Here is a 19,426-nt window from a genome sequence, read left to right as displayed (position 1 = left end):
AACAAGACATACCTCTACGGTATAGCTTCGTCTGCAGGGGGTGGGCGAGGGGGTTGAGTGTGATTTGGGAAAAGGCTTCAGTCGATGCGGAACATCCGGAATTGGGTTTCGAACAAGCGCCAGCATGATCGCGATGTAAAAGTGAGCCATGCTGCCTTGCTGGCGTCACCTGTTCTCACTACGCGGCGTCTGCATGTTGAACCGATTGAACCCCGTATTCTGTTATCAGCTGACCCGCTTGAAGCAAAATACGCCGATGACATCAGCGACGCCTTAACCCAGGTTGAAAATCTGCTTGATGGCCTTGAAGGTCACGACCTGTTTGCCGACCCGCTGCCAATGGTACTGGGGACAGATGAAAATTCGGGGGCCGGTGCGCTTGCCGACCTCAGCGACATTTTCAAGCAGAATATTATTAATCCGTTAAGTGCAATCACAAGTGACCTTGATAGCGATGCGCTTTCCAATCTGGAAACCGACTGGCAGACCTTCTTTAAGGATTCTGGGTATTATTCGGCGGATAACAGCTCGCTGAGTATCGAGCATACGACTGTCGATGGTAAGGAAGTATACACCGTAGCGATGTCGCAGGAGATTGACCGCGATTTCACCATCGGCGTCGATGACCCCAATCATGACTATAACGTTTCGCTTGATACCGATGGCAAGATGAAGCTGACTTTTGATATCAATTTTACCATCAAGATTGATAAGTCGGTTGATGAATCTTCTGCGATCACGTTCAGCCTGGATAGCCTTAGCCTGCAAAGCAGTGTTGATCAGGATCTGACGGGTCACAAGCTGACCCTTGGCATTATGCCTTTCACGGTTGGTGGTGTTGCCAATGACTCGACCCAGGGCGGGATTAATTATTCCGTTACGTTGAACGTTGCCGACAACGGAAAGCTCGATGATCTTTCGACTTCGGAATTGTCGTCCATTTCGAATTTGTCGAACGTCGTGACTGTCAGCGCACAGAATAATGGCGATAGTAATACCGTTCTTGCCAGCCTGCCGCTAACCCTTGAAGGTCCGGCAGCCGGGATCACCGGGCTGGACGTTGGTGATCATCCTGACATTACGGTTACCGGTCATGTCGTTGGGTTGAATGAAGAAGCCAATGTTTCGATGGGGGCAGAGCTCGAGCTTTTGTCGAACTTTGACGCCCAGGACTTCCTGTCGATTATGAACAACTTTGTCAGTGCTGTAGACAGTATTGATCAAAGCGATATGCTTGACGTTAGCCTGCCATTCACCGACGGGCTGACCATTGGTGAAGCCATCGATCTTTCTGCGCAGATGCAGCACATTATCGATCAGCTTGGTTCCGAAGTTGGTGTGATCGGTTTTAGCGAAGATCAGAGTGCAACCGCGAATGATGGCAATTCATCGGTTGAGCTTGTCAGTGATGTTATTGATTTCTCGGATTTCCCGACCAAAGGCCTGACATTTGTTCTGACACTGGACGGCGAAGAAGTTAACATAACCGCAGACAAAGTTGACCCCGATACCGATGTTAGCGGTGATGAACATGCCATTGCGAACATCACTGATCTTGTAACAGCGGTTAGTGCTGCCCTTGCCACGTCATCGGTAAAGGACCGTGTGTCGGTATCGCAGCGTGATGGCAAACTTGTGTTTACGGCCAGCAAAACCGGGACGGATACGGCGGCTTCTTTGGCCGTCGGCAGCCTTGCAGGCAAAACGTCATTTAAAGATATTGTTGAATTTGCCGAACAAACCGGAGCACTTTTGGGCTTTAGCGGCTCCGCTGCTGATATGATTGATGCGCTTAATCTGCGTTTCATCGACGGTTCCATTGCGATGGACATTTCTTATGGTGATACGCAAACCTACAAGGGCGATATCAATTTTAATGCCGGAACCGCTCTTGGCGATCTTGATAGCCTGACCGGCACGGCTGATATGTCGGTCCATTCGATTTTGGGTGTTTCTGCGACGTTGCTGTTTGACATGCATGCCTTGGGGTATGATGTCGACTGGACCGATTCAACACCAAAACTTTCCGAACTGTTTGATGGAAACGGCATTGTTACCGCCGCTGACGGTCTTGCTGACCTTCAGATTACCATGCGCGATGGTGCTCAATATACTCTTGATGTTGACGCAACCTGGACGTTGGCTGACCTCGTAACGCATCTTGATGCGCTTGACACTGACCTTCATGTGTCGCTTGATACCGACACTTTCCGGATTACAATCCAGGACAGCTCGGCTGATACCAGCGATAACGCGGGTAGTCTCGGGCTTAACCTTGGCAATAATGCCTATAGCGATACAACCTCATCGACACCGTCGGCGGTTTTGTCGGGTGTTATTGCCGATGCTGCGGATTTTACCGCCGCAACCAGCTTTATTCTGACATTAGGCAAGTTTGCACCCGTTGTTGTGAATATTGCGGCTGATGCAAACCGGACAACAGCAGAAGCCTTCGCCGAAGCCGTTAATAATGCCCTTGATCAGATTGAAGTACCGAAAGATCAGTTAGGTTCAAAAGACGGCGACGGTAATGTGGTTCAGCGTCATTATGGCGACGTTGTTCAGGTTTCTGTCGGAGAGACCGACGGCAAAACCACCATGGAGGTCGCCACCTCCATGACCAATGTTCTTGATGCCGAGACCAAAAAAATCAGTGAACGCAATTTGCTAAATTCAACCTTGCGGATGGATGCGGTTGATCTCTCTGTCACCTCGATCAATGAATCACTGGTCGGGCTTAATCTGGGGATTGAGGGCAGCAATCAGGCCAATTCGGCAGAAACTGTTTCGCGCATCTCCAGTGCGGCTCTGCATGGTGATGGTTATTCAAAACACCTGATCATTCAGGACCTTCACGCTGCCGTTAACGTGGAGCTGACTATTTCCAACCTTGATGCCACCGGGCGCGTCGGTTTGATCGACTTTACCGCTGATGGCAGTGGTAAAGTCTCCCTAAATACAGCGGTCTCGCTTGACAATAGCTATACCGACCCGGAAACCTCAGAAACGCACGCCATGACGGCGCATGACATTTTAGCAACCCGTTATAATGTCGAGAATGCTGAAATTTCCGATATTGCAGATTACAGCTATAGTTCGGGCAATGGCGATGCTGCTTATGGTCTGTTGACCTTGACCAATGTCGCCATTTCGGGTGACGTTCTTAAGGACGTTAATGTTGGGGACATAACCATCACGCTTAGCGCGCTTGATACGATTGGTGATCTGCAAAACCTGACACCCGGCGTCAACCTTGGTGGCCTTGCCGATGACAGTGTTTCGGCCCTGGCAGACCTTAATATTGATAATATTGTCGCGGGCTTGCAAACCGCGCTTGAATATATCAAGGGTCAGTATGCCGGGTCTGTTTTGGCCGCTGACCTGCCATTGTTGGGCATGAGTGCGAACGACCTGCTTGATTTCGCCAGCGATATTGAGGCCCATCTGCTGGCGTTCAAGAACAACCCGTCCAGCGGCCTTGGCGACCTTGAGGCAGCCCTTAAAACCGCATTTGGCATGGACGCCAATAGCAATGGTATTGACGTTCATCTGACTGATGACGGCAGCGCATTGATGATCGACATCAACTATAGCCCTGCCAGTGTCAGCAAATCGGAATCTCTTAACCTTGCCATTGGCGATCTTGCCAATCAGGCCGGGGATGATGCGGTTAAAGATCTGCTTGGCGGACTTTCCGATATTGTTGATGTTAACGGAACCGGCCTTGTCGATGTTACGGCAGCAGCGACTGTTGGCCTCACCCTTGGTTTCCGTCTGACCCAACCTGAAAACAGCGCACCTGCAACGGGCAGTACTGCAATTGGTAACATCAATGGCGGCCAGGGCATTGGCACCAATGCGTCAAGCAAGACCGACCTTTCTGTTACTTTGGCAAATGGCGAGAAGTTTGAAGTCGACCTTGATGCTCTGGTTAAAACCGGTGCGACGGTTTCCGATATTCTGGATGGTATCAAGCAGGCCGCCAGTAACGCAGGCGTTTCCGATAGCGACCTGACCATCGAAATTGACGACAATGGCAGACTGGTCTTTACCGACCTGACCACGGCCGATGCCGCCACCATTCCTTCCGGTCTGGGGGGGCTTGGTGTGGATAGCGGTGATGTTGGCGCAGTCGTTTCAGGGGCATTGGGCAGCGACTTTGATGCCACGGGTGCCTATGAATTTGCCGTCTCTGTCAATGGCACCAGTTCTGTTACTGTGCATCTTGATGCCGACCAGAATCGCACCACAAACGACGCCTTTGAAAAGGCGTTGCAGGATGCCCTTGCCAAAACCTTTGTCAAAACCGGTGATATGTCGGGGCTTGATGCATCGGTTCCGGTTTATGCATCGCTGGGCAAGCTGGTTTCAGTGTCGATTGATGGTTCGAACAACATTTCGTTTAGTGCCGATACTGATTTGCTCGGTGGTTCTGCAACGTTGCAAATGTCGGATGTCGCGGCAAGCAGTGCCGAACCGGGCCTGATTATCAAATCCATCAATGGCTCAACCGCTGCAGAAGACCTGGGTATTGCCGGGTCGCAGTCCACAGTTGTCGACAATCAGCGGGTTCTGACCGGTGCGCGTCTTTATGCCGATAGCACCAACGAACGCTTCTTCCTTGATACGTCGAAAACCGGCGTTAGCCTTGATATTTCAGTTTCGGCTGAAAACATGAATTTTAGTACCAATTTTGGAACCTCGACCGGTAAAGTGAGCGGCGGTTCTGTGGCGCTTGGCGGACTTTCTGGCAGCGCCGCAGCAGGCGAGGACGGATTTGCTGTTTCTGGCCCCGCCCATTTCCAGTTGTCGCTGAATGACGAATATAATGGTTCGGCCAATGATGACCGTTTGTATTTCAGCGAACTTGACAGCAATGACATTGCCAATATTGCCAATGTCATTTCCGATGTTGCCGTTAAGGTCGACTTGCCGCTGACGATTGGTGGTGCTGAATTTAATCCGGGTGTCGGCGTTGAAATCAGCGATTATTTTGGTGACGGCAAGGTGGTTAAAGTGACCAGTGCCGATCTGGCGGACAGTCTTGATGCCGGCAGCATTCAGAATAATCCGGGTTTGTTGCTCAATGGTCTGGATTATTTCCTGAGCCAGCTTGAAGGTCAGATCGAAAGCCGACTGCTGGAGCTTGATCTGCCCTTTATCGGCGATGCGCTGGGGGTTGCAGCGCAATATTTCGAAGATCTACACGATGGCCTGATTGATTCCATCACCGAAGCCATTCAGGATTTTCAGGATGATAATCCAGGCCTGGTCGTGCCGACACTGACTGTTGTTGAAACCGCTCTCGAAGCCATGTTCAAACAGCTTGGTGCTGTTGATGGGGCAGATCATAACAAGGATGTCGATGTCATTGCCTCTTATGATGCCGATATTGATGAAGTTCGTTTCTCGGCCGATATTCACTGGGACTTCTTTGATCAGGACATCAATCTGGCCCAGGATCTGGGGATTGCCGGACTGGGCCTTGATGTGTCGAGTGGTAAGGTCAATCTCGAGCTTGGCATGGATTTCGATTTTGACTTTGGCGTTAATGCCTCTCAGGGGTTCTTTGTCGAAACCGGTGCGATAAACGAACTGGTTCTGTCCTTCAACCTTGATTTTAACGGCCTTAATGCCCTGGGCCAGCAAGGCATTCTTAATTCCGAGATCACCGATAAGGCATCCGCATTTTCTGGTACGGTTACTTTTGATATTAACCCGGACCAGGGCAGTGTAAATGCTAACGACATTGTTGAAAATGATCGTGGGCATGATGGACGCCTGACATTTTCAGAAGTCCGTACGGTTGACCATTTGTTTGAATCCACACTGGATGCAGAAGGACAGCTTGACTTTAACGTTCACAGTTTCTCTCCCGACTCAGGGTCGGGGGTAGGCCTGCCCGAACTTTCCCACGAGCTGTTTGTCGATTTCGATTTCAATCAGAAATTTGGCGATGGAACGGCTGCCATTGCAGATTATGGCACGCTGGAATATCGCGATGTGAAGATGGATTTGTCGGGGGTTATCACCGACATCTTGCTGCCGATTTTTGAAACCATCGACAAGATGCTCGACCCGATCCGTCCGCTGATAGAATTCCTGACTTCGCCGATACCTGGCATATCGCAGGTTCTTGGCAGCATGTCGATATTGGACATGGCGCGCAGTGTCGGTGCGACAAACGGAGGTGTTTTCTCATTCATCCAGACACTTGATAACCTTATCGATCTCGTTGATCAGGTGAATGCGTTCAAGAAGGCAGCGACTGAAGGCGGTATTCTGGGAGAATATGGCTCATTTAGCTACGATGGTGACACCGTTCTGAAAAATCCGAACGGTGTTGGCAGCATCGATCTTCTTGCTGAAATTGACTACAGTCATTACGCCTTTGGCAACATAGACAACGTCAAAAAAGAAATGGGCGTTTCTGGGGGGCTGCTTGATGACCTGACGAAGGAAACATGGGTCAACGTATTTTCACTTCCCATTCTGTCAGATACCAAACTGCCAATTAAGTTTTTGACCGGCCAGACAGACAATGTAGAGCTGTTTCATTTTGACCTGCCCAAGTTTGACCTTGATTTTGACTGGAGCAAAAGCAAAGAATATCCGCTTTACTCGCCATATTTGATGCTTGAAGTTGGAATTGGCGCGTCACTAAAAGTAACCTTTGATCTTGCAGGCGGCTATGACTTGCATGGTCTGGTTGAATTTGTCGAAAGCGGTGATCCGATCTCCCTGTTTGACGGCTTCTATATTTCTGACCTGCATCAAGGCAGCAAGGACATACCGGAAGTTGTAATGGTTGGCGAAATATTTGGTACTGCCAGTGTCAAGATCAACGCAGGCATTGTCTCTGCTTCAGGTGGCTTGAAGCTGGCCCTTGGTACGCAAATCAATTTTGACATCAACGATCCGAATGGTGATGGCAAACTGCGTGCATCCGAGTTCCTCGGCTTGATGAATGTTTCTCCTGAATACCTGTTTGATATTCACGGCGAACTTTATATTCGCGTTGCCGTGATTGGCGATGTGACGCTTCACTACCTGTTCGGGTCATCAACGCTCTTTGAAATTGACAAAACCATTTTCAAGGCAACCATCTTTACTTGGGACATAAACCCGCCAAGTGAACCGGTTCTTGCCAATCTCAATAGCGGCACACTGACCATCAATATGGGGACGCATGCCGGGGATCGTCTGGTTCAAAATACCGAGGATGGCGACGAAACATTCTATATCAAGCATGTGGGTGGAACTGCCGGTGATGAAACCATCGAGGTGCGTTCGTCGCTGTTTGACAATGTTGTACAGACTTTCAACCACGTTAAATCCGTTGTCGCATTTGGCGGTGCTGGCGATGACCAGATTATCCTGAGCGGTATAACTTCCAGCATGGTGATTGATGGTGGTGCTGGCAATGACATCATCCGTCTTGATGGTGCTGGAATTAGTGGCGGCACCATGAGTTCGGGGAATGCTGTTATTCGCGCAGGCAAGGGCGATGACACCGTTTATGGCGGGTCTGGCAATGATCGCATTTATGGTGATACCGGCGATGATTATATTGATGCCGGTGCCGGTGATGACTATGTCGAAGCCGGAAGCGGAAACGATACCATTCATGGCGGCACCGGAAAGGACACCATTTATGGTGGTTCTGGCAACGATGACATCTTCGGTGAAGATGGCGATGATAGCCTGTATGGCGAGCACGGTCTTGATCTGATTGTCGGCGGCCTTGGTAACGATTATCTCAGTGGTGGTGCCGGTTCTGACCGCATGTTCGGTGATGAAACATCCTCGACCGCGACCAGTCTGACGCTGGTTGCCTCAGCCGCCGCCGGGGGCGATGATACCCTCGATGGTGATGACGGCGACGATTATATGTTCGGGGGGGCTGGCGTTGACAAGGTAAATGGCGGCGATGGTAACGACATCATGTTTGGCGATACCGGCACGATCACCTTTGACAATAATGGTATGCTGATCAACGCCAATACCGACGTCGCGCCGTCAGTCGGCGGCAACGACATTCTTTCGGGTGGCGACAACGAGGACATTATCTTTGGCGGCGTCGGCGATGATGTTATTGACGGTGGCAATCACAATGACGTGCTGCTCGGCGATACCGGTTTGGTTCAGGGCGCAGGTGCTAGCTCGCAGGGCCAGTATTTGGTCAAGGGCGATAACAAGGCCAGCGGCAAAGACACCATCTCGGGTGGAAGCGGCAACGATATTCTGATCGGCGGTCTTGATTCCGACAAATTATATGGTGAGGTGGGGCGCGATACGATCGGGGGCGACAATATCAGCCTTCTGCGCAGTCAGCCCAATACGATCCTGGAGGTCATTTCTGTCGAAACCGTTGATGAAGGGCAGGGAGCATCTGACATCATTGACGGCGGCACGGGCACCGACATGCTGCTGGGCGGCGGTGGCACGCAGTCCCTTTCTGTTAGTCATGGCGGCGATAACGTCATTGTGCTTGGTGATTTCATCACCGGCGGCACCGGCTCCGACATTATTCTTGGCGATTATGGCATTATCGAACCCTCAACCGGTCTTGGTGCCACGGTTACCGGTCGTGACGGCAGCAATAGCGGTGCCGACCTGATCAATGCTGATAGTGGCTATGACATTGTCATGGGCGGTGGCGGCGATGACACCATTGATGGCGGCGAGGGCAATGACACTCTGCTGGGTGATATTGGAACTGTCACGCGCGACAAAGTGGCCCGCATCAGCCGGGCCGAAACCACCAACGAAGCCATTGGTGGCAAGGACATTATTACTGGCGGTCTTGGCAATGATGTCATCATGGGCGGAACAGGTTCCGACACCCTGACCGGGAACGACGGACTTGACGTTATTCTGGGTGATTTTGGTATTGTTACGCCAGCAAATGGCACTGATGCCGACATTATCGGCCACAACTTCGCCAATGGCGATGCCGATACCATTTATGGCAATGCCGGAAACGATATTCTGCTGGGCGGCGGCGGCGATGACAGCATCTATGGGGGCGAAGGCAATAATCATATTGCCGGTGATAATGCCGAAGTAACCCGCAGCGAATTTACCTTGCCTGAAGGCTCTGAAGATCCGTTAAGCGAACTTGCCGCAGACCCGGTTCTGGTTTTTGAAACCGCTGAAGAAGCGTCGGGCGGCAATGATGTCATCGAAACCGGCGACGGTAACGACGTTATCCTTGGTGGTATCGGTCAGGACACGATCACAAGTGGCGATGGCATCGATGTTATTCTGGGTGATCTTGGTATTGTCATTCCGGTTGGCAGTGCGGGTGCCGATGTCATTGCCCGCAATGGCAGTACCGGTTCGTCCAACAACGACATCATTACCGCCGGTGAAGGCAACAAGGTCGTTCTTGGCGGATCGGGCGACGACAAAATTACGATTGGTACAGGCACCAATAATGGGGCTGGCAATACCAACTACGTGTCGGGTGACCTTGCGGCGCTGAAACGTGATGCTGATGGCAAGCTGATCAGCTTTGAAACCGTCGATGAAAGTGTCGGCGGCGATGATCAGATCACAACCGGGAGCAGCACGGGTAACGACATTATCCTTGGCGGCATTGGTCAGGATACGATTTCGTCCGGTTATGGTACCGATATTATCCTGGGTGACCTTGGTGCCGTTTCGGTTGGCAGTGCTGGTAGCGACGTGGTTGCCCGCAACGGCGATATTGGTACAACCAATAACGATATCATTACCACGATGGACGGCGACAAGGTTGTTCTTGGCGGTTCAGGCGACGACCAGATCACGATTGGTGCGGGTACAAATAACGGTGCAGGCAATACCAACTACGTGTCGGGTGACCTTGCGGCGCTGAAACGTGATGCTGATGGCAAACTGGTCAGTTTTGAAACCGTTGATGAAAGTGTCGGCGGGGATGACCAGATCACGACTGGCAGCAGCACGGGTAACGACATTATCCTTGGCGGTATTGGTCAGGATACGATTACCTCCGGCTATGGCACCGATATTATCCTGGGTGACCTTGGTATAGTGATCCCGGTTGGCAGTGCCGGGCCGGATGTGATTGCCCGTAACGGTAATATTGGCACAACCAATAACGATATTATTACCACGATGGATGGCGACAAGGTTGTTCTTGGTGGATCAGGCGACGACCAGATCACGATTGGTGCGGGTACAGGCAACGGTGCAGGCAATACCAACTACGTGTCGGGCGATCTTGCGGCGTTGAAACGTGATGCCGATGGCAAACTGGTCAGCTTTGAAACGGTGGAAGAAACCATCGGCGGGGATGACCAGATCACAACTGGTAGCGGTGCCGGGGTTGACTTCATCCTTGGCGGTATTGGCAACGATACCATTTCCAGTGGCAATGGCAACGACACCATTTTGGGTGACCTTGGCATTGTCATCCCGGTTGGCAGTGCGGGTGCCGATGTGATTGCACGCAATGGCAATATCGGCACCAATACCGATGACATTATCAATGCGGGCAACGGCAATAATGTTGTTCTGGGTGGCTCGGGTAACGACAGCATCATAACAGGTAACGGTGTTGACTATATTTCGGGCGACCTCGCCGAACTGAAGCGCGATGCTGACGGCAACCTGGTCAGCTTTGAAACGGTCGAAGAAGCCATTGGTGGCAACGACTATGTTACCGCCGGTGCGGGCGATGACATGATCCTTGGCGGTATTGGCCAGGATCACATCTTTGGCAATGACGGTGTCGACACCATTCTGGGTGACCTTGGTATTATCGTTCCGATGGGAAGTGCCGGGCCGGATGTGATTGCACGGCACGGCGACATTGGTGTTAATACCGACGATATCATTGATGCCGGAAACGGGAACAATGTTGTGTTCGGTGGTTCGGGTAAAGACACGATCACCACTGGTACCGGTAGCGACTATATTGCGGGCGATCTTGCCGAATTGACCCGTAAATCAGATGGAACTCTGGTTCTGTTTGAAACGGTCGAGGAAAGCATCGGCGGGGCCGACATTATCGATGCCGGTGCCGGAAACGACGTGATCTTTGGCGGTCAGGATGGTGATACCATTACGGCGGGCGCGGGTGATGACGTCGTTCTGGGCGATGCCGGTTATCTTAAGCTTGATGATTCAGAAATCTTTGTGATCGCTGAAAAGAAAAACTGGGATCTGGGCACACATTACACCCTTGAAACCCGGAGCCAGGAAGTCGGTGGCAACGACACGGTTTATGGCAATGATGGTAACGACATTATCATTGGCGGGTCGTTCGATGACCATCTTGATGGTGATGCCGGGAATGACGCCATCATTGGCGACCAGGGCGGTGCCACTTATCGCGACGTTACCGACCGCCTTGAAATTCACACCAAAGAACTGCTCGCTAAAAATAACGGGTATGACATTCTTTACGGCGATGCGGGCAATGATGAACTGATCGGCGGTGCCTTTGAAGACACCCTGTTTGGTGGTGATGACGATGACATCCTGATTGGGGATGAAGGCGAAGTTTACTATGGCTTTGTGCCGCGCGAGCCTGGCAAGGAATATCATGACAGCTTGCCGCGACTGGCCCGTTCGACCGAATCTTTTACCGGTCGTATGGATACGCTGGATTCTGGCAGCGGGGTTGACTTCATTCTTGGCGGTGAACAGCCTAACTTCATCGTTGCGGACCCGACCCTTGACCTGGTGCAGATTGAAAACGGTGAATTCCGTATTGAAGCAAACCGTAATTCCAAGACCGAATTCCCGGCCTTCCAGGGGGATCCGATCCTTCAGCCGCAGGCGGCCTATTTCAATAACATTGATGACCGTATCCCGACCCAGACCTTTACGACGGGCAATACGTCCTCGTTTGGTTCCGGTGTGTCACAGATTACACCTGTTACCACCGGCATTCCGGTTGGAAACACGGTTTCAAGTTCTATTGGTGGCAGCAACACCGTTCTGGGCGGTGTAGGTTCTGTGCATAAGTCAAATGACGGCAGTGTCGCCAGCTTCATTGAAGCCGCCACGATCCTGTCGACAAATGGCGACAATACCGGGTCGGCATCGTCCCGGACCGGAACAGGCAGCGGAATTGCAACGCCTTCCGTCTCGTTTGGGGCACAGCTTGGCACGCCAACCGGGGCAAATGACCAGCCGGCGGCCGCGGCGCGGCCCGCCAACCCTGCTGCATCGCAGGGTACAACAGGTAATGCCGCGCCGGATGCCACCGGTGCTGATGGTGCGGCCCCTGCCAATGTTCCGTCTCAAGGTGAAGACGGAAACGATACCACCGGGCAGGATGCTGAACCGCAGGATGGTGCTTTCTTGTGGCTTGATGAAAATGGCCGCTATTCGGATTTTGCCGCATTGGCACCGTCTGGCGGCACCAGCCTTGTGTTTGATGCGGACTCCGGTCTGTGGCTGAATGATGCCGTAACGGATCAAGGCCCTGTTTTTGTACCGGAGCTGTCCGATACGGCACCGGTCCTGTCGCTGGTAACCAAGGCCGCATAACTTTGGCCTGATTGCCTCGATACGTTTTTAAAGATGAATGTAAGGATTTACGAAGAATGGCTGAGAATACCAAACCGCAAACCGGTGTGACCACCGATACCGATCAGCGCAAGATCAATTGGGATGATGCCAATATGCGCAGCACTTATGCCAATGTTTCCAACGTTGCCAGCACCCGTGAAGAAGTGATGCTGTTGTTCGGGACCAGCCAGGTATGGAGCAGCTCGCAGGATGACGTGCGTGTGCAATTAAGCGACCGCATCATCATGAGCCCGTTTGCAGCCAAACGTTTGAAGAAAATTCTCGACCATACCTTGGCCGAATATGAACGTGTATATGGCAAACTTGGCTAAGGCCAGGTCTGTCTGACTCTGTTTTGAGGGGAATGGAGATGACTTGCGGGGGACTTGATATCGGGGTTTGGGGGCATTTTGACCAATCTACCCGGTAACCCGTCAGCAGGCGATATTTCGGGGTTTATATCCCCGGAACTGTGGCGGAAACTGTCGTCAGCCCGGTCGTTCGCGGACCTGGCTGATGGCTGGATTGATTTGTGCCGGGCAAACCTGGAACTGGTTCTGGGGGTGGTCCCCGTCGAAATCGTCGTTGCGTTCAACAGTGCTGAAGGTGCCAACCGGCATTTTCGGATCGCTGCCTATCGTGGTGTCGATGGCAAACCCGGTGCGACATTAACCCAGGTTGTTCAGCGCAGTCTGGTCGTGCGCAGCGGTGTCGCCACAACCAACCCCGATTTGGGTGTCGGCTATGTGTCCAATGTCATTTTCGTTGATGACGACCTGAAAGGTGCGGTTGGCGTTGTATTGCCAACCGCCGATACCCAGCGTTTGAATCTTGCGATGCGTGCTCTGCAATGGAATGCGGCCTGGCTGGCCGGGTTCTGGCGGGGGGAGCAATATCGCGATACCGCCGAAACCGTGGCATTGCGCTATGGCCAGCATGCCAGTGCTGCTCTTATGTCGTGCACCGATCTCGAAGCAGGGGCAACAAGCTGTGCCACAGTAATGGCCGACGACCTTGCTGCCAACCGTGTGACGATTGGTTTGGTCAAGGGGCGGCACGTGCGTGTGTTGGGGTCATCTCATACCGCAATGGTTACCCCCAAAAGCGATCGTGTGCATCTGATTGTCGATGCCATGCGCGAAGCGGTCTATCAAAAGGTCCCTGTCCATTTTTCGGGGGCGGGCAGCAGTTCGCAAACAGCCACCGAAAGCCATGCCAAACTGGTCGAAGGGCGAGAAAAGGCGTGGGTGGGTTCGTGGCCGGTTATTTTGCCCGACATTGCCGATGGCGTCATCGTTGTTCAGGTTGAATGCAACCTTGATCAATGTCTGCGGGTTCAGGCCCTTGGCGGCGTCCTCTCTGAACTGATCGCGCCGGCATTCGGGCTGCAAATGGCGGCTTCACGCAGTGGCTTTCACCGGCTTTACCGCCGCGCCAACCGCGCGATGGGCTGGGTCTTTGGCCTTCATCATACACGCATCAAGGCCATCTGCTTGCTGGTGGGGGCGGTTTTTGCTGCCAGCCTGCTAATTGATATTCCCTATCGTGTTACGGCAGAAACCGAGATTGAAGGACTGGTGCAGCGCGCTGTACCTGCGCCGTTCGACGGCTTTATCGCCGAAGGACTGGTCCGGGCGGGTGACGTTGTGCAAAAAGGCGACGTTTTGGGGCGGATGGAAACCCGCGAATTGCAGTTACATCGCTTTGAACTGCAAAGTTCCATCGTTGAAAGCCAGCGCAAAATTGAAGCGGCAACCGGCGAGCGCGATTTATCCGAAGCCCGTATTTTGCGGTCGCGGATGCAGCAGGCGATTTCCGAACTTGAACTGGTAAAAAACAATCTGGCACGAACTGAATTGCAGGCACCGTTTAGCGGGTTTGTGATTGATGGCGATTTGTCTCAGAAAATTGGCTCGCCGGTTAAGGAAGGGGATGTTCTTTTTGAACTTAGCCCGCTTAATCAGTATCGCCTGAAGTTGAAAGTGAACGAAAAAGACATTCGGCATATCGCGGTCGGCCAGAATGGCGTGTTGTTGCTTCATGCGCGGCCCAACAGTTTGAACGAAATAACCGTTGAACGGGTGTCTCCGATTTCCGAGGCCAGCGACGGCGAGAACTATTTCAACGTTGAGGCCCTGCTTGTTGAGTCCGCTCAGGACTTGCAGCCCGGTATGCGCGGTGTCGCCAAGGTTAAAACCGAACCACGTTCGATTTTCTGGATTTACACCCACCCTCTTTGGGATTGGGCCCGGTTATTGCTGTGGCGGGTCTCGCCATGAGCGATATGCTGGCGGGGGACCCCACGCGTGACATGATGCCATCGCCGATGGCGCCAGCCCAGCCTTCGCGCTGGGAAACATTGTCGGGTTTAAAACCGGTGGTGCGGTCGGATATTTCATTCTTTCGTCATGTCTATCATAACGTGGCGGCCTATGTTGCCCATGATCGTCTGTCAAACCGTTATCACCGGCTGACCACCGCCGCCCATGCCCTGCTGCGTCGCATGGATGGGGTCACGCCGCTGGCCGATATTCGTCGCGATCTGGAAAAAAAGGGCGAGATTGAAGGAGACGACACCGATTTTGCCCAGATCGTTGATCAGCTTAAATCACTGGAATTGATCCGCACCGGCGAGGCACCCAACCCGCGTGCGCTGGAACAGCGCATGGTCAAAACCCGTCGGGCCAAGGCCATTGCGCCGTTTAAAAACCCGCTTTATGTTCGTATTCCGTTAGCGGATCTGACCCGCGTGCTGGACTGGCTTGAACCCGCCATGCGCTGGGTCTTTAGCCCGATTACGGCTTTCTTGTTTATTGTTTTGCTGGGCTCGGCAATCACCATGGCGGGCGTCCACTGGGATGAACTGACCGAAGGCGGGGTTGACCGCTTTATCAGTGCTGAAAACCTTATGATCGTGTGGCTGGTGTACCCGGTTTTGAAACTGGTTCACGAGTTTGGTCACGCGGTTGTTGTTCGTCATTATGGCGGTAATGTGCGTGAACTGGGCCTGATGTTTCTGCTGTTTGTTCCGGTTCCCTATGTTGATGCATCATCAAGCATCACGTTTCGCAGCAAATGGCATCGCGCCTTTGTTGACGGGGCTGGCATCCTGGTTGAGCTGACAATGGCGTCGATTGCGATGTTTGTCTGGGTGGAGGCCGAACCGGGAACTGTGCGCGCGGTTGCCCATAACGTCATGCTGATCAGCGGGGTGTCGACCTTGCTGTTTAACGGCAATCCGTTACAGCGATTCGATAGTTATTATCTGCTGTGCGACCTGATTGAAATTCCCAATCTCGCACTTAAATCGACCAAGTATTATAGCTATCTGATCAAGCGATACATCATTGGCCTGGATCGTGAATATGAATTTGATGCGTTGCCGTCTGAACGGCGATGGTTTTTGTTTTATGCGCCATTTTCGTTTGCCTATCGCTCGATGGTGCTGGTCACCATCGCAATTCATTTGGCCGAGCGGTACTTTTTTGTGGGGGCGATGTTGGGGTGCTGGACTGTTTTTAACATGTTTGGCATGCCTGTCGTGAAAGGATCGGCATTTTTGCTGACCAGTCCCGGCCTGTCAGGCAAGCGGGGCCGGTCGATTTTTCGTGGCGTTCTGCTGGCGGCGGTTTTGGGTGCACTGGCCTTTATACCGGTGCCTGACCGTGTTGTGGCGCAGGGCGTTGTCTGGCTGCCAGATGACGCGGCTGTGCGCGCCCGCACCAGCGGGTTTATTTCCGAAATTCATCAGCAAAGCGGTGCACATGTTCGCAAGGGCGATCTTCTGGTCGTCCTTGCCAATGAAAAATTGCGCACCGAACGCCGCAAGGTCGAGGTCGAAATCGAAGCCTTGACCATGCAGCTTGCTGCCGATAATGCGACCGATCCGGTTGCTGCATCCATTACCCGGCAGCGCATGGCCAATGCGCAGGAACGCCTGGCGACAGCGAACCGTGATATCGATGCATTATCCATTCGTGCGTCGCATGACGGTGTTTACGAAGCCGGTATTGAGGGTGACCTGATTGGCCGGTTTTTACCACGTGGCGGCGAAGCCGGATATTTGATTGAACCCGGTATTGCGCCGGTGATCAAGGTTGCCGTCCCTGCTGTTGACGGCGACCTGGTGCGCGAGCGGGTACGCGGTGTTGAACTGCGCTTTGCCGGACATCTCGATGATATCGTGCCCGGCACCATAAAGTCCTGGTCCCCTACGGCTACCCTGCAATTGCCCAGTCCGGTTCTTTCGCTTGAGGGGGGCGGGCCTTTTGCCCTGAAACCTGAAGCCAATTCACGCCCTGAATTGTTGAACCCGGTTTTTATGGCAACTGTTTCGTGCTGCGAAGGGGCCGCCCCCGAAAATTACGGCGATCGTGTTCATGTCCGGTTTGATCTGGGATGGGAACCTGTTGCCGTGCTGGTTTACCGTGTTGTCCGGCGTAATTTCCTTAAGAGGTTCGAGGTTTGACGTTTTCGTATAGACATATTGCACTCTTTGCTATGGCGCTGTGTCTTGTTTGGGGGGCGACAGCCGTTCCCGCACAGGCGCAGGCCGATGCTGCGCCTGCCGATGATGCATTTGCGCAATTGCTGGAAAATGCGCGACAGGGGAACGAGGCGGGCGACCAGCAGGTTGGTGTTGAACAAAACGTCTGTCAGGTCAGTGCCAGTGAACTGGTTGAACTGGCAAGCCCGGTTGATGGTGTTATTCACGCCATGTATGCCAACCGGGGCCAACGGGTTAAAAAAGGCGAGCTTATCGCCGAATTGCAGGCCGAAGTTGAAAAGGCGCAGGTTAATTACGCAAAAGTCCGGTCGCAATCGCAAAGTTCGGTCGATGCGCGTAAACGCCAGCTCGAATTTACCGAACGCCGCATCAAGCGCACAGAAAAGTTGCGGGCGGCAAAGCTGATGACCCAGGAGGAAATCGATACCCTGGAAACCGACCGTGATAGTGCTCGCCTGGACTATGAAGCCGCGCGGGAAAACATCTCGGTTATGAAGGCAGAACTGGCCCTGTCAAAGGCTCAGTTGGCAGACCGTATGATCACAAGCCCGATTGACGGTGTCCTGATTGAAAAGTTGTTGTCGGTCGGAGAACAGGTTGATGGCAAGGCGATTGCCTTGATTGCGCAATTGGACCCGCTTTTTGTCGAAGTGTCCTTACCTGTTGCGCAATTTGGCAAATACCACAAAGGCGAAAAGGTTTCTGTCAATTTCGAAGGCCCGAACCTGCAAGCCCGCGATGCAGTGGTTTCATTGGTCGATCAGATTGTTGAACCCAAAAGCAAAACATTCGGCATGCGAATAGTCTTGCCAAATCCCGATTTGGCCATTCCCGCGGGAATTGGTTGTCATATTCAATTCCTGTCACCGAACAAGAAGTGACCAGGTCCTAATATTCGTCTGGAGAGCATGATGTTGAAAAATAAAATTTTAGTTTCGGCGTTCGTACTTGGGATCTCTGCTTCTGGCTTCTCAGATAAAGCAATCGCAGAAGATCTTTCGACCGTCTACCAAATGGCCATAACCGGGAACCCCAATATTTCGCTTGCGGAAGAACAGGTCAGCGAAGGTGTTGCCCGTCAGACGAATGCTTTTATGGGATATCTTCCCGAAGTTTCGGCGACATTTGATCGTGAATGGGTGAAACAGCGCATTGACCGGTCAGATAACACGGTGTTTGCCCTTGGCAAGGGCAACTTTGACAACCGCCGTCGAACGTTTCAGTTGCAGCAGCATATCTTCAACTTTGAAACGATCATGAATATTGTCAGTTCCGATATGGGGCGGATGCGCCTGAAAGAATCGCTTGAAACGGCAAAACAGGATGTCGGCTATCAGGCGATTGAGGCCTATCTCAGTACTCTGGCCGCAGCGGATGATGCACGGCTTGCCCGGATCGAACATGCATCGATGGCGGAACGTCAGGTTGATGTTTCTGCCCGGCAAAAGCAGGGGCTGGCAACATCATACGAGGCCGATCTGGTTGAAGCCCGCCTGGCCGAAACCGATGCCCGTGTGGTCGCCACGCGCACATCCTATCAGCGTTCTTTTGCCCAATTGCAACGGCGCGTTGGTAACCTGCCTGCATCACTTGCAACATTGGCGCGTGATGTCGCCTTGCCCAAACTTGATGACATCAATGTTGATGATTGGCTGGACGCGGCCCTGAAAACCAGCCCGCGCGTACGCGCTATGGACTATTCCATCGACGAACGCCGGGCGGCACTGGCTGCCGATGTCGGCCAGGCGATGCCGACTTTCGATTTCATCTTTACCGATACCCGACTGGATTCAGGCGGATCGCTTTTTGGGGGCGGCAGCCTGACCCACGAAGGTGTTGCGATGCTGCGCTTGAATGTGCCGCTGTTTAACCCGGGCGGCCGTGGTTACGAAGCATTGGAAACCAGAAGCCAGGTTGATCAGGCCCGGTATCAGCGGGCAATTTATTTACGTGAATTGCGCGAAACGGTTTCTGGCACCATTACCGAACTGGTCAATGGCCCGGACCGTATCAAAGCGCTGGTGAAGGGCGTTCAGACTCATCGCCGCATTGTCGATGCCGTGAAAATCAAGTTCGATGCCGGTCAGTCAACCGTGCTGGATGTCCTTGACGAAGATGAAGACCTGTTTGCCATGGAACGTCAGGCATTGGCAGCTATTTATAGCCATCTTTTGAACTATGCCCTGATCCATCAGGTGACCGGCACGTTGGGTCAGGAACAGGTTACCTCGATCAATCAGTTGTTAGATCCGACGTTGCCGATGATTACAGCAGGCACCGATTTTAGCCAGTATGGCCACGACACCATGCCAATTTCTGTTCAGTAACTGTTTTACCGATCATCTCTAAAGCAACACAGCCCCGTCAGGTTTTCCTGACGGGGCTGTGTTG

6 protein-coding genes are annotated in these 19,426 nt (G+C 52.6%); all 6 read left to right on the top strand.

The features are described 5' to 3' along the window. Positions 1–84: 84 nt before the first annotated feature. Positions 85–12,507, top strand: a complete 12,423-nt coding sequence (locus AAC086_RS04960) for an LEPR-XLL domain-containing protein (RefSeq protein WP_339776014.1) — start codon at positions 85–87, stop codon at positions 12,505–12,507. 56 nt (positions 12,508–12,563) lie between these two features. Next, a complete protein-coding gene (locus tag AAC086_RS04955; protein ID WP_085585197.1) occupies positions 12,564–12,860 on the top strand; it encodes a DUF3467 domain-containing protein in 297 nt (98 codons plus the stop codon). A 78-nt stretch (positions 12,861–12,938) separates the two neighbouring features. Beyond that, the gene (locus AAC086_RS04950) at positions 12,939–14,807 is read left to right on the top strand and encodes an HlyD family efflux transporter periplasmic adaptor subunit (protein ID WP_339776011.1); all 1,869 of its coding nucleotides are present in this window, start codon (positions 12,939–12,941) and stop codon (positions 14,805–14,807) included. Continuing rightward, a complete protein-coding gene (locus tag AAC086_RS04945) occupies positions 14,804–16,996 on the top strand; it encodes a hypothetical protein (protein WP_339776009.1) in 2,193 nt (730 codons plus the stop codon). The genes AAC086_RS04950 and AAC086_RS04945 overlap by 4 nt, the downstream gene beginning before the upstream one ends. Before the next feature lie 32 nt (positions 16,997–17,028). Continuing rightward, complete coding sequence (locus AAC086_RS04940; protein ID WP_339776006.1) at positions 17,029–17,916, top strand: efflux RND transporter periplasmic adaptor subunit; 888 nt, start codon at positions 17,029–17,031, stop codon at positions 17,914–17,916. A 27-nt stretch (positions 17,917–17,943) separates the two neighbouring features. Further along, positions 17,944–19,362, top strand: coding sequence for a TolC family protein (locus AAC086_RS04935; protein ID WP_339776004.1), 1,419 nt, complete (start codon positions 17,944–17,946; stop codon positions 19,360–19,362). Positions 19,363–19,426: the final 64 nt, after the last annotated feature.

The organism is uncultured Thalassospira sp. (assembly GCF_963976115.1).
Taxonomy (GTDB): domain Bacteria; phylum Pseudomonadota; class Alphaproteobacteria; order Rhodospirillales; family Thalassospiraceae; genus Thalassospira.
Note: the sequence above shows the minus strand (reverse complement) of the source record. Positions and strands in the feature narration are given on the sequence as shown.